The sequence below is a fragment of the Roseburia sp. AF25-13LB genome (genome assembly GCF_003478915.1).
GTDB lineage: Bacteria > Bacillota > Clostridia > Lachnospirales > Lachnospiraceae > Roseburia_C > Roseburia_C amylophila.
On record NZ_QUFO01000003.1, the window covers coordinates 128,088 to 146,564 of the forward strand.

The window sequence follows — 18,477 nt, forward strand, 5'->3', positions numbered from 1 at the left end:
AAGTTCGCCCACTGTACTAAAAACAAAGGAGGTAGTTAAATAAATATGTTGATGGAGGGGGTGATATAATGAAGGTATACAATAAGCTAGTACGAGATAAAATACCTGAAATAATTAAGGCAGATGGGAAGGAATGCAAAACGCGCATTTTATCAAAAGATGAGTATATAGCTGCACTTGAAACCAAGTTAAATGAAGAGGTTGCTGAGTATCAAGAATATAAAAATCTTGAAGAAATGGCTGATGTTCTGGAAGTGCTTCAGGCAATTTGTTTGGCGAGAGGATATAGTTTGGATGAGCTCGAGGCAATGAGAATTAAAAAGGCTAAGGAACGTGGTGGATTTAAAGATAAAATATTTTTGGAATATGTGGCGGAGAAAAGGTAGATAGCAGAATGCATTGAATTTATCACAAGGATAAAAAATAATATAATCAAATTTAAGAAAATAGTTGATAGAATATGCTATTAAAGATATTTTGGGTAGGGTATTTTTGGAAAAACATCAAGACTAAGAAAGGCACAACAATGACAACCAATCATCTGATTTTAGATTTTTCGCATGTATATTGCGATGAAAACATACCAAAGAATACCGGCATCCACTGGCTGGACTGCTCTGAAATTGAAGAGTGTGATTTGTATTGTTCCAGACAGGCGGAAGAGAAAATCAGAGAAAAAATCAAGCCATATGGAATTCATGGAATCCATTTTCTGGATTCCGGAAATTATCATTATGTGACAGAAATTATGACAAGCCAGATTCAAAAGGAATTCCAGCTTGTTGTATTTGACCATCATACGGACATGCAAAAGCCGATGATTGAGCACATGACAAGCTGCGGAGACTGGGCAGAAAAGGTGTTAGAGACGAATCCATGGTTGCAGCAACTGATATTAATCGGACCGCAGGCGAAGGATATAGAGCAGCTTTATCGGGAAAAAGATGGCTTGATGAATCGTAAGGAAATATCAGAAAAACTCCTTACTTTTTCCGCAGAAGAAATTCATACCGGAGAAGACAAAAATAAGATTTCCAAAATGAAAAAGAATCTGCCGGTTTATATATCCATAGACAAAGACATCTTGGATAAACAATATACGGAGACTAACTGGAGTCAGGGGAACATGTCACTTCCGATGCTGGAGCGATTGCTGTCGCATTTTCTGGAAAATGGAAATATACTTGGCATTGATATCTGCGGAGAATGCCAGCAGGGAATTCCACTGCCTGAATATTTGCAGGCAGAAGAACTGAATGAAGAAACGAATCAGAAATTATTTGAGTTCCTGTCCCATTATATTTTATAACATTCCAAAGCAGAAAATAGGATATCCCCACAAGCTCTCCAAAGCTTTGTAAAATCTTGAAAAAGCTAATCTTCAGATATATAATGTTAAGAAAGTAAGAGCAATGAAGGAAGAGTATAAGATATTTGATGAGTACAGATTGCATAAAATGTTTTCTAAAATCAAGTTGTTTTCTGAATAAAGAACTTTGACTAGAATAACTATGAAGCGAGGTAGTGGATATGGAAAAAGACCCGTTTAAGGAATATTTGAGGGAGTCTGAACCGGATAAAGCTCATAAAGGATATGCTTGGAGTACGGCAATTGGACTTCAGGCAGTGGACGGACTCAAACCATCTAAATATCTGATTGATACCGCCATTCAGAACATTGAAGGTAAAATCACGATGAAAGAAGCACAGAGTCTTATTGACAGCTATTATGAAGAAAGACCAGTGCATTTGTCCGATGATGAGCGTACCGAAGAAGCAGATAAGGTTTCGTCCCGTATCGCAGAAATTCTTTCGGAAACAGCGTTTTCATTTTCACCAAACGAGTATATCTCTATCCACCGTAAACTCTTTCAGGGTATTTATAAACACGCCGGAAAGATTAGAGATTACAACATCACAAAGAAAGAATGGGTGCTTGATGGAGCAACTGTTATGTACGGTAGTGCTTCAGAACTGAGAGCTACACTTGAATATGATTTTTCGAAGGAGAAGGATTTTAGTTATAAAGGGCTTTCAATGGACGAGATTATTCATCATCTTGCGGTATTCATTTCAGGGTTATGGCAAATCCATATCTTCGGGGAAGGCAATACGAGAACAACGGCAGTGTTTTTCATCAAATATTTAAGGACGCTTGGGTTCTCTGCAACCAATGATATTTTTGCAGAAAATGCGTGGTATTTCAGAAATGCACTTGTCCGTGCAAACTATACAAACCTGCAAAAAGGTATTCACGAAACAACAGAGTATTTGGAAGCATTTCTCAGAAATTTGCTTTTGAACGAGGAAAATGAGCTTCATAATCGAAATCTTCATATAAGTGGACTTTTGAACAAAGAAAAAGTGGACATTGGGGATGTAAAAGTGGATATTGAGGATATAAAAGTGGATATTGAAAGTGTACTTTCCGAAAAAAGTAGTGATTTCTTGGTAAAAACGACGATTCATATCCATAGACTTTTTGAGAAGTTTGGCTTTGATGAGGTGTTTGGAAGAAGTGCAGTTATGGAACTTCTTGAACTGAAAGGTTCAGGTGCTTCAAAACTTCTTTCCAATTTGGTGCAGGCAGATATTATTGAACCAGTGTCCGGTCACGGAAAAGGAAAATATAAATTCAAGAAGTAATGTATATCTTGTCTGAAGTTTTATAAGTTTTTTCTTGAAATTGTCGACACAGCGTGTAGACAATCCGATGTTTTATTTTCAGCAGAAGAAAAGAGAGAAAAGGAACATAATAGAAATTGTGTTGATGATAGAATCCAGAAATAAAAAAAGACAGCCACTTTTGGGGGTCGGTACAGTCGCCTCAATTGAGACTGTCTTATTTTTGACTAAATCAAAAGGGAAAGTATCTTTTCTAAAAACAAGGAATGTTATACAATATATCTGTTAAGATAAAAATATACGGAGGATGTCCAATGTATACAACATACAAAGAGTACTTAAAACAGGAGACGTCACTGCCCTTTGAAGAAGCCATGCAGATCTGGAACCAGATTGCAGAGCAGGGGGAGGCGGATGCAGCCTGCAGGGAACTCATAGACCGTTTTTTGAAATGTGCAGTAGACTATGTGCGAATCAGAAACGGATGGAACCAGAAATCGCTGGCAGAGAAAGGACAGGCAGATGCGGAGCGCACCCGCTGTCATAATCTTGTGATCAGTGCGAAAAACAAACTGTCCGTTTATATGTATGAGCATAAGCTGGGCAATGACTGGGATGATTGGTTAGGGGAAGAGCGAAAACGAATCGGAGACTTCGCATGTTATGTGGTACTGCTTCAGGGATTGGAAGCAAGATAGTATAGAAAACAAAAGAAATCGAGGAACTTATCACATGGCAAAAGTGATTATGATACAGGGAACAATGTCGAATGCCGGAAAAAGCCTGATTACAGCAGGCTTATGCCGTATCTTTCATCAGGATGGATACCGCGTGGCGCCTTTTAAGTCACAGAATATGGCATTGAATTCCTATATTACAGCAGAAGGGCTTGAAATGGGACGGGCACAGGTTATGCAGGCAGAGGCAGCAGGAATCGAGCCACAGGTCTGTATGAACCCGATTCTTTTAAAGCCAACCAATGACATTGGCTCCCAGGTGATTGTCAACGGTACGGTCATTGGTAATATGCCGGCACGGGAATATTTTAACTATAAGAAAAAGCTTGTCCCGGATATATTAAAGGCATTTCACAAACTGGAAGAGCAGGCGGATATTATTGTAATAGAAGGAGCCGGAAGTCCGGCAGAAATTAATCTCAAGGAAAATGACATTGTAAATATGGGCATGGCGGAGATGGTAAATGCACCGGTTCTTCTGGCAGGAGATATTGACCGGGGCGGTGTGTTTGCACAGCTTTTAGGAACGCTGATGCTTTTAGAAGAGCAGGAAAAATCCCGTGTAAAAGGTTTAATCATCAACAAATTCCGCGGAGACGTATCCATATTGGAGCCGGGCATTCAGATGTTAGAGGAAAAAGGCGGCATTCCGGTCTGCGGAGTGGTGCCTTATATGAGGATACAACTTGAGGATGAAGACAGCCTGACCGGAAAATTCAAGCATCGGAAAGAGGCATTGATAGACCTGGCAGTTATCCGTTATCCGAGAATATCTAATTTTACGGATTTTGATGTTTTCGAGCATATGGAGGGAGTATCGGTGCGCTATGTGACTTCGGTGCAGGAAATCCATCATCCGGATGCCATTATTCTGCCGGGCAGTAAGAATACAATGGGTGACCTGAAATGGATGCGCGAAAATGGCATGGAAGCTATGATAAAGAAACTCTCCGCAGACACTCCGGTCATTGGAATCTGCGGCGGTTACCAGATGTTAGGAGAAAGCCTCGAAGACCCTTATTCGGTAGAGGAAGGCGGCAGCTTACGGGGTATGGAACTATTGCCGCTTAAGACGGTGATGAGCCGGGAAAAGGTACGCCGTCAGGTAATGGGAACCATAGACTCTCTCACCGGCACGTTAGCCGCCCTTTCCGGCAAAGAATACAAAGGCTACGAGATTCATATGGGACATACCGGCGGAACACAGAAGCCAGAGCGGATACAGGCACCAAAGCAGACACAGGCTCAAGCCCAAGCTCATGCGCATGCACAGGAGAAATCCTGTATACAGGATGCAGCCGTTGTGCAGAAGGGAAATGTCTACGGAACGTATGTCCACGGCATTTTTGATGAAGGAGATATCGCATCCACTTTTATCCGGGCATTAGCGGAGAAAAAGGGAGTGCATTATGAAGATAATCAGGGCATGAATTATCAGCAGTATAAGGAGAGCCAGTACGATTTGCTGGCGGATACACTGCGGAAATATCTTGATATGGAAGCGGTTTATGGAATGCTGCAGGAGGCAGAATATGACAAAAGCAGAATTGGATAGCATAAAGATTTTGCCTTTAGATGACAGTTGGTATCGCAGGGTAAAAGAGAAGCTGGATGGAATCGCCAAACCCCTGGATGGACTTGGAAAGTTTGAACATCTGATTGCACAGATTGGAGCCATAGAGAAGACAACCAGAATATCCATTCAGAAAAAAGCAGTTCTTGTTATGTGTGCAGACAATGGCGTGGTGGAAGAGCGGGTCAGCCAGAGTGGAAAAGAAGTAACCTTTGCAGTGGCAAAAGCCATGGGAGTAAATAATTCTTCTGTAGGAAAGATGGCAGCAGTGGCAGGCGTGGATGTAATTCCGGTGGACATTGGAATTGATACGGAGGAAATAATTCCCGGAGTATTGCCACGAAAAGTCGCAAAGGGTACGAAAAACTTTGCAAAGGAACCTGCAATGACAGAAGAAGAGGTCTTAGAGGCAATAGAAACCGGAATACAACTGGTGCAGCAATGCCATAAAGACGGCTATGAGATACTTGCTACAGGAGAGATGGGAATCGGAAATACAACCACCAGCACAGCCGTTGCAGCAGCACTTTTGGATTTAGAGGTAGAGCAGGTGACCGGAAAAGGTGCCGGATTAACCGATGGGGCATTAAAAAGAAAATGCAGGGTAATTGAAGAAGCGATAGAAAAATATTCCCTTCGTGATGCGGATGCATTTACCATATTAAAGACTGTAGGTGGACTGGACATAGCCGGATTGACAGGCGTATTTATCGGAGCAGCAATCGAGCAGATACCGGTTGTCATCGATGGCGTCATCAGTGCCGTTGCGGCACTTTTGGCAGAGACTCTTTGCAAGGGTGCCGTAAATTATATGATACCATCCCATAAGAGTCGGGAACTGGCAGAGACAGCGATTATGAAAAAGCTGCATTTAGATCCGGTACTGGATGCGGATATGGCGCTGGGTGAGGGAACCGGTGCAGTGATGATGATGTCCCTGCTGGATGTGGCACTGGGCGTGTATTTGCAGGGAGCATCCTTTGCAAATTTTGAGATAGAACAGTACAAGAGGTATGAAGAATGATTGCATTGGTAATCGGCGGAAGCGGCAGCGGAAAATCCGCATATGCAGAACAAATGGCAGTAAAAGCCGCAGGCAACGGCAGCCTTTATTATGTAGCCACCATGCAGGTGTATGATGAAGAAGGAAAGAAAAAAGTAGAGCGTCACCAGAAAATGCGGGCAGGAAAAGGCTTTCTTACGATAGAGCAGCCGAGAAGACTTAAAGAGGCAGCAAAGAAAGTGGCAACCGAAAAAGTGTCAGCAGGAAAAGTTGCAGCAGAAAGAGTGCCAGACGGGAAAATAGTTTTGCTGGAATGTATGTCGAACCTCGTTGCCAACGAAATGTTTTCAGAAGAAAATCTGTCTGCTGTGATGGATGAAGCGAAAGTAAAGCAGCTTTCCCATGAAATTATAAGTGGAGTAACAGCATTGCAGGATTCCTGTGATATACTGATTATTGTCACGAATCAGATATTTGAAGACGGAATCCGTTATGATGCATCCACAATGGCTTATATCCGGTTGTTAGGAGATATAAACCGGCAGATTGCAGAGCGGGCAGAGCAGGTCGTTGAAGTAGTAGCAGGGATTCCGATTTTCATAAAAAAGGATGGAATTTAAGAAAGAAGAGGAATACATGAAAATTATAAAAGGATTCGTCATTGCATTTTCTATATATTCAAAAATACCGGTGCCACAGTTTGACTGGAAGGAAGAAGATATGCAGTATCACCTCTGCTTCTTCCCATTAATTGGTCTTATCATTGGTGCATTGGAAGCCGGCTGGTTCTTTCTTGGAAATGCAGTCGGGATAAGCCATCTTTGCAAAACACTGATAGCGGTGGCAATTCCACTGCTTGTTACCGGTGGCTTTCATATGGATGGATTTATGGATACCATGGATGCATTTCATTCCTATCAGGATAAGGAGAAGAAGCTGGCAATTTTAAAGGACCCGCATATTGGAGCATTTTCCGTATTGATGCTGGTTTTATATTATCTTATTTATGGAGCAGCATATGCGGAGCTTACGGAACTGTCTGCAATTCTTGTAGTGGGAATTGGCTTTGCGTTATCACGAAGCTTAAGCGGAATTGGTGTGGTAAGCCTGAAGGCGGCAAAAAAAGACGGTATGCTTGCTTATTTTGCAGACAGTGCCCAGAAAAAAAGAGTGCTGGCAGTCCTCATCATAGAGGCAGTTGTCTACAGTGGATGTATGATTTATGTAAACCTGTGGGCAGGGCTTGCAGCAGTAGTTGTGGCATTGCTCTGTTATGGTTATTATAGCTGGAAAAGCCGGAAGGAATTTGGCGGAATCAATGGTGATACCGCAGGATATTTTGTGTCATTATGCGAAAATGCCATGGCAGTTGCAGTGGTAGTTGTTTTTCACTATACAGGAAATTGCTTTCCTGTATAGTAAAAAACGCTCCGCGAGTATGCGCACTGCGGCGTATAAGGTAGATGCCGCAAGCAACCGCCGCAGGCGCGGGAATGTGCCGTGGCACATTCTTTGTTTTATAGCAGACTGGAAAGGAAAAATCATGGAATTATTTTTGGGCGGATGTTACCAGGGAAAAAAGGAATATGTGTTAAAGCTTCACCCGGAATGTAAAGGTCAGGTGATAGAGGGCGAAAACCTTCCTGCAGACTGGGATGGAATGATAAAAGAACTGCAGGAATTTGAGAATCCGGTCATCAACCATTTACACCTGTGGATTCGGAAATGTCTTGAGCAGCAGACAGATGTGGAGTTGTTAGCTGATAAACTGCTGGAAACATATCCGGGACTTATTTTCATCTGTGATGAGATTGGAAACGGAATTGTACCGATGGATGCTCTGGAACGGGATTACAGGGAGCGGACCGGAAGACTACAGATACGGATTGCCGAGAAGGCAGAAAGGGTAGAACGCATTGTATGTGGAATCAGCCAGAGATTAAAATAAATTTAACGCTTATCCGTCATGGAAAGACCCCGTCAAATAAGGAACACCGGTATTTAGGTGTAACAGAAGAAGCCTTATCCGAGGATGGCAGAAAGCAGTTAGAGATTCTTGCAGAAAAAGACATTTTAAGAAAGCCGTGGCTGCTTTTCATCAGTCCGATGCTGCGCTGTCAGGAGAGTGCTGGTATACTTTTTCCGGGAAAGAAAGCTTATCCGATAGAAGAATGGCGGGAGATGAATTTTGGCGCATATGAGGGAAAAAATTACGAAGATTTGAAAAATAATGCCTATTATCAGAAATGGATTGACAGCAATGGCACACTGCCTTTTCCGGAAGGCGAGAGCCAGCAGGAATATATAAAACGCTGCCATAGAGGACTTCTTACTGCAACAAAAATCATAGAGGAAAAGATTGTCAGAGAAGTAGCAGATACTGCAAAGACGTCATCAGCGAATGAGATAACAGAACTCCGGAAGCCTGAAAAACAGATAGCAGAAAATCAGATGACAGAAAGTCAGCCCCGGAATATAACAGCAGTTGTACACGGCGGCACAATTATGGCACTGCTTCACATCCTTGCAGGCGGAAATTATTTTGATTATCAGGTGAAAAACGGAGGCGGCTACTGCTGTAAACTCAGACTTTGCGGGGAAGAATGGAAATTAGATTCCCTTGAGGAGATTACAATATGATTTATCACATGATTGCGTTCGGACTGGGATTTTGCCTGGACCTTCTTTTGGGAGATCCATACTGGCTGCCACATCCCATCCGGGTGATTGGAAATTTTATAGGGATATTGGAAAAAAGAATGAATAAAAAGGAGTGCAGTGAGAAATACCTTGTAAGAGCAGGCATTGGAATGGTTGCGCTTGTTTTGCTGACAGTTCTTATGGTGACCGCACTTCTTCTGATTCTTGCGTACCGGATTCATCCGGTGGCAGGTGTTATTTTGGAAATGATTATGACCTATCAGATTCTTGCTGCAAAATGCCTGAAAGTAGAAAGCATGAAGGTATATAATTGTTTAAAGGAGAATGACCTTATAGCGGCAAGACATGCTGTTTCCATGATTGTAGGCAGAGATACCGGGCGGCTGGATGAAACCGGAGTGGCAAAGGCTGCCATTGAAACGGTGGCAGAAAATACTTCGGATGGAGTCATTGCACCGATGCTATATACCGCACTTGGCGGACCGGTTCTGGGCTTTTTTTATAAGGCAGTCAATACGATGGATTCCATGGTAGGATATAAGAATGAACGTTATCTTCATTTTGGCAGAGCTGCCGCAAAATTCGATGATATCTGCAATTATATCCCATCCCGTATCAGTGCATACCTGATGATTGCAGGGACGTATTTCCTTGGAAAGGAATATAACAGGAAACATGCATATTACATTTATAAAAGGGACCGGTATCATCATGCCAGCCCGAACTCTGCCCAGACAGAGGCAGTTTGTGCAGGAGCACTGTCCATACAGCTTGCAGGGGATGCCTGGTATTTTGGCAGACTGGTGAAAAAGCCGTTTATCGGAGATGCACTGCGTCCGGTGGAATACGAGGACATCAGAAGAGCAAACCGGCTTTTGTATGCGACTGCATTTTTATGTGAAGGCATTTGCCTTTTGGTGATGGGATTGTTATTCTTTATATGATTGAAAGGATGAAAATTCAGGAAAGGAACAGGAATATGGTACATGGAGGAGACATCTACCGTAATTGCATATCGTTAGATTATTCTGTAAATATCAATCCTCTGGGCATACCGGCATCTGTAGAGGCAGCCCTTAGGGAAGCGGTGTCTTTATGCAGCCGGTATCCGGATATCAGGCAGGAGAAGCTGAAGGCAGCCATTGCTGAGATGGATAAGGTAGCGGCAGATGAGATATTGTGCGGAAATGGAGCTTCTGAACTTTTTCCTGCAATTCTTCATGCATTAAAACCAAAGAAAATACTGATTCCGGTTCCTTCTTTTTATGGTTACGAGTGGGCTGCCGGAACGGAAGCGTGTGAAGTAAGTTATTTTCCATTGCGGGAACAGGATAATTTTGTGCTGGGAGAGGACTTTATTGAGGCATTAGATAAAGAAACGGAGCTTATATACCTTGCTAATCCCAATAATCCCACCGGACAGTTAATTCCACCGGAGATTTTAAAAGGGATTTTAAAGCGGTGTCAGGAGCTTGATATAATAGTGGTGGTAGATGAATGCTTTCTGCCGTTTTGTGAAGAAGCAGAGCTTTATGAAGAAATGGAAGCTGGCATGAAATGTAGGAATCTGATTCAGGTGAGAGCATTTACCAAGACCTTTGCCATACCGGGAGTCCGGCTGGGTTATCTTATCTGCCGGAACAGGGAAGTCTGTCAGAAGATTGCAAGGCAGCTTCCGGAATGGAACTTATCGGTATTTGCCCAGATGGCAGGATGCGCTGCAGCAAAAGAAACGGAATTTATCGGGGAAAGCAGGAAACTCATAAAAGAGCAGCGGAGTATTCTGACAAAAGAGCTGATATCCTTAGGCTTCCGGGTGTATCCGTCCCGGGCAGATTATATTTTATTTTACACAGAGCTGCCATTATATGAGTTGCTTTTAAAGAAACAGATTTTGATTCGAAATTGTGAAAATTACAGAGGTCTGTCCAAAGGGTATTACCGGATTGCAGTAAGAGGGCAGACAGAGAATGAGCGGCTGATAAGCGCATTAAGAGAGGTGATGGGAAAATGAATCCAATCGAATTTGTATTGCCGGGAGAGATCGAAAAACGCAGCTTTGAGATTATTTCAGAGGAATTAGAAAAGCGTCATATTGTATTGCCCAGGGAGCAGGAACCTGTTACCAAGCGTGTGATACATACCAGCGCAGATTTTGATTATGCAGAGACAATGTGTTATTCTGACCATGCAGTAGAAATTGCAAAGAAACTGATTCTTAAGGGCGCCGATATTGTAACGGATACCAATATGGCACTTGCCGGAATCAATAAGAAAATACTGGCATCATTTGGCGGAGAAGCCCATTGCTTTATGGCAGACCCGGATGTGGCACAGCTTGCCAGAGAGCGGCAGGTAACAAGAGCCGCCATCAGCATGGAGAAAGCCGCAGCCATTGAAAAACCGGTTATTTTTGCGGTGGGAAATGCACCGACGGCGTTAATCGAGCTTCATAAAATGATAACGGAGGGACGCTACCAGCCGGCATTTATTATCGGAGTTCCGGTAGGCTTCGTAAATGTGGTACCGGCAAAAGAATTGATTATGGAAACAGAAGTACCTTATATCATTAACCGGGGCAGAAAGGGCGGAAGCAATGTTGCCGCAGCTATCTGCAATGCAATTTTGTATCAATTAAGACGATAGTAAAATCAGGGGGAAGAAAGATGCAATATGGGTTTACCTCCGGAAGCTGTGCCGCAGCCGCAGCAAAGGCAGCAGTCTATATGCTGCTGAGTGGAAGAAGAAAAACAGAGATTACCATTGAGACACCAAAGGGAATTTCCTACCATGCAACGGTGGAGCATATCAAAATTCAGGAAACAGAAGTTTCCTGCGCGGTACAAAAGGACGGCGGGGATGACCCGGATGTGACAACGGGGGCATGGATTTATGCAGCGGTGAGCATTTGTGAAGAAAATAACAATCAGATAGAAATAGATGGCGGCATCGGTGTTGGCAGGGTTACGCGGCCGGGATTAGACCAGCCGGTAGGAAATGCCGCAATTAATACAGTACCACGGCAGATGATTGCAAAAGAAGTATCAGAGGTCTGCCATCTGTTTGATTTTCAGGGCGGAATCAAAGTCGTAATTTCAGTGCCGGAAGGAGAAAATCTTGCGGCGCAGACTTTTAATCCGAGACTTGGAATAAAGGGCGGAATCTCGATACTTGGAACCAGCGGGATTGTGGAGCCTATGAGTGATAAGGCATTACTAGATACCATAGCAGTGGAATTGAAACAGAAGCGGGCAGAAGGTCATTCTATTGTTGCCATATCACCGGGCAACTACGGATTGGAATTTATGAAACGGACCTATGGTTATGATTTGGAGCGCAGTGTAAAATGCAGCAACTTTATCGGACAGACCATTGACATGGTAAAAGAACTTGGATTTTCCAAAATGCTCTTAACCGGTCATATCGGAAAGCTGATAAAGGTATCCGGCGGCATTATGAACACCCATTCCAAAGAGGCAGACTGCCGGATGGAGCTTCTGGCGGCGGCAGCAATCCGGGCGGGCGCAGAAGTGACACTGCTTCGGGAAATATTAGACTGCATTGGTACAGAGGATGCCGTAGAACGGATTCGAAAAGCCGGACTTTTAGAACCTGCCATGGAATATATCATGGAAAAAATGGAAGACCATCTTAAGCATCGTGCCGGGGATGGACTGGAAATAGAATGTATGGTTTATAGTAATGATATCGGACTTTTAGGTGTAACGCCGGGAGCAGAGGCATTATTAAAAGAACTGTTGGAGGAAAAGGAATGATTCATTTTGTTGGAGCAGGGTGCGGAGCACCGGATTTGATTACCGTAAGAGGAATGCATCTTTTGGAGAAAGCGGATGTGATTATCTATGCCGGTTCACTGGTAAATCCCAAGCTTTTAGACTATGCCAAAGCAGACTGTCAGGTATATAACAGTGCAGTGATGACATTGGAAGAAGTCCTTGCAGTTATGGTGGAGGCAGAGCAGGAAGGAAAAGATGTGGTGCGGCTGCATACCGGAGAACCAAGCATATATGGAGCGGTTCAGGAGCAGATGCAGGAGCTGGATGCAAGAAAGCTAGCCTATGATTCTACGCCGGGAGTAAGTGCCTGCTTTGGAGCAGCGGCAGCCATGAATCTGGAGTATACCCTGCCGGATATTTCCCAGTCCCTTATCATTACCAGAATGGAGGGACGGACGGCGGTTCCGGAGAAAGAAAGCATTGAGGCATTTGCTGCCCATCAGTGTTCCATGGCAATCTATTTAAGCACCGGAATGTTGGAGAAGTTATCTGAGCGACTGATAAAGGGCGGCTATTCAAAGGATACCACTGCGGCACTGGCTTATAAGGTAAGCTGGCCGGAGGAAGAAATATATATCTGCACGGTAGAAACATTGGCACAGACAGCGGCAGAACATGGAATTACCAAAACGGCACTGGTTCTCGTTGGAGATGTCATTAACAAGAGCGGATACAGCAAATCCAGACTGTATGCAGAAGATTTCTCCACAGAATTCCGGGCAGCAAAAAAATCATAAGAAGGCGGAAAGAAAATGCAGTCATTGAAATGGAGTGTCATCAGCTTTACCGAAAAGGGAGCAGAGCTTGCCGAAAAGATAAAAAGACTTTCCAAAGAGCAGCAGCTTCCCTGTGAAATTCATACTTATCATGGCAGAAAACAAGTGGAAAATCTGAACGCGTGGACAAAGGAGCAGTTTTCCCTAAGAAATGCAATCATTTTTATCGGAGCATGCGGAATTGCAGTGCGGACAATTGCCCCATTTCTTAAGGACAAGCTGACAGACAGTCCGGTGCTGGTACTGGATGAGGCAGGCAATTATGTCATTCCTCTTTTATCCGGGCATGTAGGAGGCGCCAATGAGATAGCACTTTTACTGGCAGAGTTATTAGGAGCAGTTCCGGTAATTACCACAGCGACTGACATTAATAATGCCTTTGCCATAGATGTATTTGCAAAAAAGCATGACCTTTCCATTGATAAAAAAGAAGGCATTAAGAAAGTTTCTGCAAAGGTGCTGGAAAAAAAGAAGCTTTCCATGACAATCGTTCCGAAATATGCTGCTAAAGTGGATGTGGTAATCGGCACACCAGAGGATGGACAGAAGTCAGAGCCATTATTGACCTTAATCCCCAAAGAATATATTCTTGGAATCGGATGCAGAAGGAATAAAGAAGAACAGGAACTTAAGGCATTTGCAGAAAGCTGTTTAAAGGAAGCCGGAGTAGACTGGAAACAGATACGGGCGATTGCTTCGATTGATAAAAAGAAGGATGAGAAGGCAATTCTAAAACTTGCGGCAGAACATGGCATTCCATTTCTCACCTTTGATGCAGAAACCTTAAGCCGTGTGTCCGGTACCTTTGATTCATCGGTATTTGTGGAAAGCCAGGTGGGCGTAGACAATGTCTGCGAGCGGGCAGCCATGGCAGCCTGCCGGGATAATGGAAGGCTGGTGCTTCAGAAAAAAGCGGAAAATGGAATGACACTTGCAATAGCAAAAGAAGATTGGAGACTGACTTTATATGAAGAGTAAAATATGGATTGTTGGAATGGGACCGGGAAATGAAGAGATGATGACAGGCAGAGCCATCGAAGTATTAGAACAGGTGGACGTAATCATCGGATATACCGTATATCTTGATTTGTTAGGAGAACGTTTTCAAGACAAGGAATTTCTTTCCACGCCGATGCGGCAGGAAGAAAAACGCTGCAGAATGTGTTTTGAGGAAGCAGAAAAAGGCAAAAGCGTGGCAATGGTATGCAGCGGCGATGCCGGTGTCTATGGAATGGCATCACTGATGTATGAGATCGGAAAAGAATATCCGGCGATTTCACTGGAAGTGATACCGGGAATTACCGCAGCCAACAGCGGAGCAGCGGTTCTTGGAGCACCATTAAATCATGACTACTGTGTAATCAGTCTCAGTGACCTTATGACACCATGGGAGTTAATTGAAAAGAGGCTGATTATGGCGGCACGGGGAGATTTTGCTATTGCACTTTATAATCCGTCCAGCCGGAAGCGGGCAGACTATTTGGAAAGAGCATGCAAAATTCTGCTTCAGGAGATAGAACCGGAGCGCGCATGCGGTTATGTGGAAAATATCGGAAGAGACGGAGAAAGCACAGTTACCTGTACATTAGAAGAATTACAGAGTAAATCAGTAAATATGTTTACTACCGTTTTTGTCGGAAATTCCAGAACCAGAATTCAGGATGGAAAATTAATCACACCAAGAGGCTATAAGATAGAGCAATGAAAAAGATCATCATTTTTTCAGGAACAACAGAAGGAAGAAACTTATCGGAGCTGATGGCGGCAGCAGGCATAGCCCACACCGTATCGGTGGCAACCGATTATGGAAAGCTGGTTATGAAGGCGCATCCGAAGGTGAAGATTCAGGAAGGACGCCTTTCCAAAGAAGCTATGTCAGAATTTCTAAGGAAAGAATCCTTTGACATTGTAATCGATGCCACTCATCCCTATGCGGTGGAAGTGACCAGAACCATAAAAAGCTGCGTTGCCGGAATGAAAGCGGATGGACTTGAGGTCACTTACTTACGGCTGAAACGGAGCATCCAGGCGTCGGAAGAAACGGGACTTCGTTTCTTTGACAGCAATGAGGCCTGTGCAGAAGCATTAAAGGAAATCAAGGGAAACATTCTTCTTACTACAGGAAGCAAGGAACTTTCCGTATATACCGAATCGGAAGAAGTAAAAAAACGTCTTTATGTCCGGGTACTGCCGGGGCTGGAAAGTCTTGAAATCTGCCGGAGGGAAGGAATTCTGCCACAACAGATTCTGGCACTGCAGGGACCTTTTTCTGAAGAATTCAATGATGCACTGATTCATCAGTACGGGATAAAATGTATGGTAACAAAGCAGGGCGGCATTACCGGAGGCTTTTTAGAAAAAAAAGAAGCAGCTTTAAAAAATCATATCCCGCTTTTGGTCATTCGTCGGGAGGCAGCAGAGGAAGACGGACTTTCCTTTGATGCAGTCTGTGAGAAAATCGAAACATTAACAGGAGTAAACCTTTCCTTAAGACCGGCGGAGCTTATGATTACGCTGGCAGGAATCGGACCGGGGGATGCAGATATGATGACCGTCCGGTTAAAGGAAGCATTGGCAGAAGCGGACCTTGTATTAGGTGCGAAACGTCTGATAGAGGCAGTGACACCGAAGCTTGAAAAAGAGGCACTTTATCTGCCGGATAAAATCCTTACATGGCTTAAGGAAAAGAGCAGACAGTATGCGGTGCATGAAAAACTGAAGGTAGTCATCCTTTTTTCCGGGGATATTGGTTTTTATAGTGGCTGGAGCAAGGTAAGAATCTGTCTGCAGGAAGCGCTGCAAAAGGGCATACTTCATGGAACCCTGCAAAGCATTCCGGGCATTTCTTCCATTCAGATGATGGCAGCAGCCTGTGGCGTAAGCTGGGAAAATGCCGGAATTTACAGTATACATGGCAAAACAGATACGGGTGGCTGGCAGGCAGAAGTGCTGCACAGGCTGCATGAAAATGGGCGGCTGTTTCTTTTGGTATCCGGAGCTGAAGATATCCGGAAATTAGGAGTACTTTTTTCGAATAAAGAGAATTGCAGAATTACAGTGGGGTACCAGTTGTCTTATCTGCAGCAGAAGCTGATGGTGCTTACACCGGAAGCGTGCCAGGAGACAGAACAGGAAGGATTGTATGTTGTTATGATAGAGAAGGAAGAACAGAAAGCGAATGAAGAATGTGCGGAGCAGGGAAAGCGCAGGGAACAGGAAGCGCAGGAAGAGCCGGCAACTTTGTCACCGGGAATCCCGGATGAAGCCTTTATTCGTGGGAAAGTTCCAATGACCAAAGGGGAAGTGCGTCAGGTCAGCCTTTGCAGCCTGCGGCTTCAGAAAGATTCGGTGCTTTATGATATTGGAAGCGGAACGGGTTCGATTGCTGTGGAAGCAGCCCATTTATCCAAAGGAATCAAAGTCTATGCCATTGAAAAGAAAGAAGAGGCGCTAGCACTTCTGGCACAGAATAAAGAGAAGTTTCAGGTAGCAAATATGGAGATTATCCGGGGAACGGCACCGGAGGCATGCAATGGATTAGAGGAGCCGACACATGTTTTCATCGGGGGAAGCGGTGGACACCTGATGGAAATTTTAGAAGTACTGGCAGCAAAAAAGAGGAGAATAAGAGTTGTAATGAATGCCATAAGCCTTGAGACAGTGGCGGAATTCAAGCAGGTGAAAGAGCGTTTTCCGGTCTGTGGTTTTGAACTGATTCAGATGCAGGTCAGCCGTTATCATGAGCTTGGCTCTTATTATATGCCAAAGGCGGAAAATCCGGTTATGATATGTTCCTTTGATTTGCAGGGAGGAGAAGCGGATGCAGAAGCGTAAAGGAGTAGTTCTTGCAGCACCCAAAAGCGGCAGTGGAAAGACATTGATTACCTGTGCGTTAATCGAAGCCTTGAAAGAAGCAGGAGTCAATGTCTGTGCATTTAAGTGCGGACCGGATTATATAGACCCGATGTTTCACCGGACGATTTTAGGTGTGCCGGGCGGAAATCTGGATACATATTTTACCGGCGAAACAAAGACAAAAGAGATATTTGTGGAAGAGACACCGGAAGATGCATTTGCAGTAGTAGAGGGTGTCATGGGACTTTATGACGGACTTGGCGGAATTTTAGAAGAAGGTTCCACTTATCACCTGGCAAAAGCAATTTCTTTGCCGGTGATTCTGGTAATTGATGCACATGGCATGGGAAGAACGATACTTCCACTGATACAGGGACTTTTATCCTATGACAAAGCCGGAATCATAAAGGGCGTGATACTAAACCGGGTCAGCAAAATGTTCTATGCGTCATTAAAAGAGTTAATCGAAACCGAATTATCCATAGAAGTGCTGGGCTGTTTTACCGAACAGAAGGAGCTTCATCTGGAGAGCCGCCACTTAGGCTTAAAACTTCCGGAAGAAAAGCGTGATTTAAAAGAACAGGTATGCCGCGGGGCAGACAGCTTAAAAGAAACGGTATCGATAGAGCGGATTTTAGCAATTGGGGGAGCCGGAGAAAAAGATGCGGCATCCCCAGAAGTTGATAGTCACGAAAACAAAGTGACATATCAGAGAGCAGATATCTATGAAAATGATATGGTATTCCAGAGAGCAGATATCAAAGAAAATGACACCCATGAAAGTAAGCTCCGCCTTGCCATCGCAAAAGATGAGGCATTCTGTTTCTATTATCAGGAGAACCTGAAACTGCTTTCAAAAAGGGGCTTTGAGCTGGTGCCGTTTTCCCCCCTGCATGATAAGAAATTGCCGGAGCATATCAGCGGATTACTGTTAGGCGGGGGATATCCGGAACTTTTTGCAAAGGAATTATCCGAAAATGACAGCATGAAGACAGTCATACGGGAAGCCATCCGGGGCGGACTTCCGTCACTGGCAGAATGTGGGGGTTTTCTTTATCTTCATAAATCACTGAAGGATATGGAAGGCAGACAATATTCCATGGCGGGCGTAATTGATGCAGATGCAGATTACCGGGGAAAACTGGTGCGTTTTGGCTATGTGGAGCTTACCGAGAAAGAGAGCTGTTTCCTGCCGGAAAAAGAAGGAATCCGGGGACACGAATTCCATTATTTTGACAGTACGGAAAATGGAACGGACTGCGTGGCAAAGAAACCGACCGGAAACAGAAGGTGGGAATGTGTCTGGGAAGGAGAAAACCACTGGTGGGGATTTCCTCATCTTTATTATCCGTCCAACCCTTCTTTTGTGGAGCATTTCTATCAGCAGGCAGGACTGTATCAACAATCAAAATTGAAGCAAAAAGATAAATGGAATTAAATGATAAAATGA

General features: G+C 43.9%; 19 protein-coding genes. All 19 read left to right on the plus strand.

Features of this window, described 5'->3' with window-relative positions; genetic code table 11:
• The first annotated feature begins 68 nt into the window (after positions 1–68).
• The 19 genes from DWY37_RS05875 (at position 69) to DWY37_RS05965 (ending at position 18,465) form a co-directional block, all read left to right on the plus strand.
• Positions 69–386 (plus strand): nucleoside triphosphate pyrophosphohydrolase, encoded by a 318-nt coding sequence (locus tag DWY37_RS05875; protein ID WP_117697407.1) that lies wholly within the window; start codon positions 69–71, stop codon positions 384–386.
• A gap of 140 nt (positions 387–526) precedes the next feature.
• Complete coding sequence (locus tag DWY37_RS05880) at positions 527–1,309, plus strand: arginase family protein (protein WP_117697405.1); 783 nt, start codon at positions 527–529, stop codon at positions 1,307–1,309.
• A 221-nt stretch (positions 1,310–1,530) separates the two neighbouring features.
• Positions 1,531–2,646 carry a Fic family protein gene (locus DWY37_RS05885; protein WP_117697403.1) on the plus strand — a complete coding sequence of 372 codons (1,116 nt, stop codon included), beginning with the start codon at positions 1,531–1,533 and terminating at the stop codon, positions 2,644–2,646.
• 293 nt (positions 2,647–2,939) lie between these two features.
• Entirely contained in the window at positions 2,940–3,323 is a 384-nt protein-coding gene (locus tag DWY37_RS05890) for a hypothetical protein (RefSeq protein ID WP_118057637.1), read from the plus strand.
• A 34-nt stretch (positions 3,324–3,357) separates the two neighbouring features.
• Positions 3,358–4,917, plus strand: coding sequence for a cobyric acid synthase (locus tag DWY37_RS05895; RefSeq protein WP_118544423.1), 1,560 nt, complete (start codon positions 3,358–3,360; stop codon positions 4,915–4,917).
• On the plus strand, positions 4,895–5,959 hold the full coding sequence (cobT, locus tag DWY37_RS05900; protein ID WP_243092079.1) for a nicotinate-nucleotide--dimethylbenzimidazole phosphoribosyltransferase: 1,065 nt from the start codon (positions 4,895–4,897) through the stop codon (positions 5,957–5,959). The genes DWY37_RS05895 and cobT overlap by 23 nt, the downstream gene beginning before the upstream one ends.
• Positions 5,956–6,558 carry a bifunctional adenosylcobinamide kinase/adenosylcobinamide-phosphate guanylyltransferase gene (locus DWY37_RS05905; RefSeq protein ID WP_118541010.1) on the plus strand — a complete coding sequence of 201 codons (603 nt, stop codon included), beginning with the start codon at positions 5,956–5,958 and terminating at the stop codon, positions 6,556–6,558. The genes cobT and DWY37_RS05905 overlap by 4 nt, the downstream gene beginning before the upstream one ends.
• Positions 6,559–6,574: 16 nt before the next feature.
• On the plus strand, positions 6,575–7,357 hold the full coding sequence (locus tag DWY37_RS05910) for an adenosylcobinamide-GDP ribazoletransferase (protein WP_117841959.1): 783 nt from the start codon (positions 6,575–6,577) through the stop codon (positions 7,355–7,357).
• 124 nt (positions 7,358–7,481) lie between these two features.
• A complete protein-coding gene (locus tag DWY37_RS05915) occupies positions 7,482–7,886 on the plus strand; it encodes a bifunctional adenosylcobinamide kinase/adenosylcobinamide-phosphate guanylyltransferase (protein ID WP_022244153.1) in 405 nt (134 codons plus the stop codon).
• Positions 7,859–8,578: a histidine phosphatase family protein gene (locus DWY37_RS05920; protein ID WP_118541012.1), complete on the plus strand. Its 720-nt coding sequence runs from the start codon at positions 7,859–7,861 to the stop codon at positions 8,576–8,578. The genes DWY37_RS05915 and DWY37_RS05920 overlap by 28 nt, the downstream gene beginning before the upstream one ends.
• Complete coding sequence (gene cbiB / locus DWY37_RS05925) at positions 8,575–9,543, plus strand: adenosylcobinamide-phosphate synthase CbiB (RefSeq protein ID WP_117697389.1); 969 nt, start codon at positions 8,575–8,577, stop codon at positions 9,541–9,543. The genes DWY37_RS05920 and cbiB overlap by 4 nt, the downstream gene beginning before the upstream one ends.
• A 35-nt stretch (positions 9,544–9,578) precedes the next feature.
• Complete coding sequence (locus DWY37_RS05930) at positions 9,579–10,613, plus strand: pyridoxal phosphate-dependent aminotransferase (protein WP_117697441.1); 1,035 nt, start codon at positions 9,579–9,581, stop codon at positions 10,611–10,613.
• Positions 10,610–11,245 (plus strand): precorrin-8X methylmutase, encoded by a 636-nt coding sequence (locus DWY37_RS05935; protein WP_117697387.1) that lies wholly within the window; start codon positions 10,610–10,612, stop codon positions 11,243–11,245. The genes DWY37_RS05930 and DWY37_RS05935 overlap by 4 nt, the downstream gene beginning before the upstream one ends.
• Positions 11,246–11,265: 20 nt before the next feature.
• The gene (gene cbiD, locus DWY37_RS05940; RefSeq protein WP_118541014.1) at positions 11,266–12,375 is read left to right on the plus strand and encodes a cobalt-precorrin-5B (C(1))-methyltransferase CbiD; all 1,110 of its coding nucleotides are present in this window, start codon (positions 11,266–11,268) and stop codon (positions 12,373–12,375) included.
• The gene (gene cobM, locus DWY37_RS05945; RefSeq protein ID WP_117945960.1) at positions 12,372–13,133 is read left to right on the plus strand and encodes a precorrin-4 C(11)-methyltransferase; all 762 of its coding nucleotides are present in this window, start codon (positions 12,372–12,374) and stop codon (positions 13,131–13,133) included. Before cbiD ends, cobM begins: the two co-directional genes overlap by 4 nt.
• 15 nt (positions 13,134–13,148) lie before the next feature.
• Positions 13,149–14,150, plus strand: a complete 1,002-nt coding sequence (locus DWY37_RS05950; RefSeq protein WP_243092080.1) for a cobalt-precorrin 5A hydrolase — start codon at positions 13,149–13,151, stop codon at positions 14,148–14,150.
• A complete protein-coding gene (gene cobJ / locus DWY37_RS05955; RefSeq protein WP_118541016.1) occupies positions 14,140–14,877 on the plus strand; it encodes a precorrin-3B C(17)-methyltransferase in 738 nt (245 codons plus the stop codon). Before DWY37_RS05950 ends, cobJ begins: the two co-directional genes overlap by 11 nt.
• Positions 14,874–17,006 carry a precorrin-6A reductase gene (gene cobK / locus DWY37_RS05960; RefSeq protein ID WP_118544422.1) on the plus strand — a complete coding sequence of 711 codons (2,133 nt, stop codon included), beginning with the start codon at positions 14,874–14,876 and terminating at the stop codon, positions 17,004–17,006. The genes cobJ and cobK overlap by 4 nt, the downstream gene beginning before the upstream one ends.
• Positions 16,993–18,465: a cobyrinate a,c-diamide synthase gene (locus DWY37_RS05965; RefSeq protein WP_118541022.1), complete on the plus strand. Its 1,473-nt coding sequence runs from the start codon at positions 16,993–16,995 to the stop codon at positions 18,463–18,465. The genes cobK and DWY37_RS05965 overlap by 14 nt, the downstream gene beginning before the upstream one ends.
• The last annotated feature ends 12 nt before the right edge of the window (positions 18,466–18,477 follow it).

Excerpts from the sequence above, each read along its gene's own strand:
- DWY37_RS05875 (WP_117697407.1), top strand. The coding sequence starts at position 69 with ATGAAGGTATACAATAAGCTAGTACGAGATAAAATACCTGAAATAATT.
- DWY37_RS05880 (WP_117697405.1), top strand. The coding sequence starts at position 527 with ATGACAACCAATCATCTGATTTTAGATTTTTCGCATGTATATTGCGAT.
- DWY37_RS05885 (WP_117697403.1), top strand. The coding sequence starts at position 1,531 with ATGGAAAAAGACCCGTTTAAGGAATATTTGAGGGAGTCTGAACCGGAT.
- DWY37_RS05890 (WP_118057637.1), top strand. The coding sequence starts at position 2,940 with ATGTATACAACATACAAAGAGTACTTAAAACAGGAGACGTCACTGCCC.
- DWY37_RS05895 (WP_118544423.1), top strand. The coding sequence starts at position 3,358 with ATGGCAAAAGTGATTATGATACAGGGAACAATGTCGAATGCCGGAAAA.
- cobT (WP_243092079.1), top strand. The coding sequence starts at position 4,895 with ATGACAAAAGCAGAATTGGATAGCATAAAGATTTTGCCTTTAGATGAC.
- DWY37_RS05905 (WP_118541010.1), top strand. The coding sequence starts at position 5,956 with ATGATTGCATTGGTAATCGGCGGAAGCGGCAGCGGAAAATCCGCATAT.
- DWY37_RS05910 (WP_117841959.1), top strand. The coding sequence starts at position 6,575 with ATGAAAATTATAAAAGGATTCGTCATTGCATTTTCTATATATTCAAAA.
- DWY37_RS05915 (WP_022244153.1), top strand. The coding sequence starts at position 7,482 with ATGGAATTATTTTTGGGCGGATGTTACCAGGGAAAAAAGGAATATGTG.
- DWY37_RS05920 (WP_118541012.1), top strand. The coding sequence starts at position 7,859 with ATGTGGAATCAGCCAGAGATTAAAATAAATTTAACGCTTATCCGTCAT.
- cbiB (WP_117697389.1), top strand. The coding sequence starts at position 8,575 with ATGATTTATCACATGATTGCGTTCGGACTGGGATTTTGCCTGGACCTT.
- DWY37_RS05930 (WP_117697441.1), top strand. The coding sequence starts at position 9,579 with ATGGTACATGGAGGAGACATCTACCGTAATTGCATATCGTTAGATTAT.
- DWY37_RS05935 (WP_117697387.1), top strand. The coding sequence starts at position 10,610 with ATGAATCCAATCGAATTTGTATTGCCGGGAGAGATCGAAAAACGCAGC.
- cbiD (WP_118541014.1), top strand. The coding sequence starts at position 11,266 with ATGCAATATGGGTTTACCTCCGGAAGCTGTGCCGCAGCCGCAGCAAAG.
- cobM (WP_117945960.1), top strand. The coding sequence starts at position 12,372 with ATGATTCATTTTGTTGGAGCAGGGTGCGGAGCACCGGATTTGATTACC.
- DWY37_RS05950 (WP_243092080.1), top strand. The coding sequence starts at position 13,149 with ATGCAGTCATTGAAATGGAGTGTCATCAGCTTTACCGAAAAGGGAGCA.
- cobJ (WP_118541016.1), top strand. The coding sequence starts at position 14,140 with ATGAAGAGTAAAATATGGATTGTTGGAATGGGACCGGGAAATGAAGAG.
- cobK (WP_118544422.1), top strand. The coding sequence starts at position 14,874 with ATGAAAAAGATCATCATTTTTTCAGGAACAACAGAAGGAAGAAACTTA.
- DWY37_RS05965 (WP_118541022.1), top strand. The coding sequence starts at position 16,993 with ATGCAGAAGCGTAAAGGAGTAGTTCTTGCAGCACCCAAAAGCGGCAGT.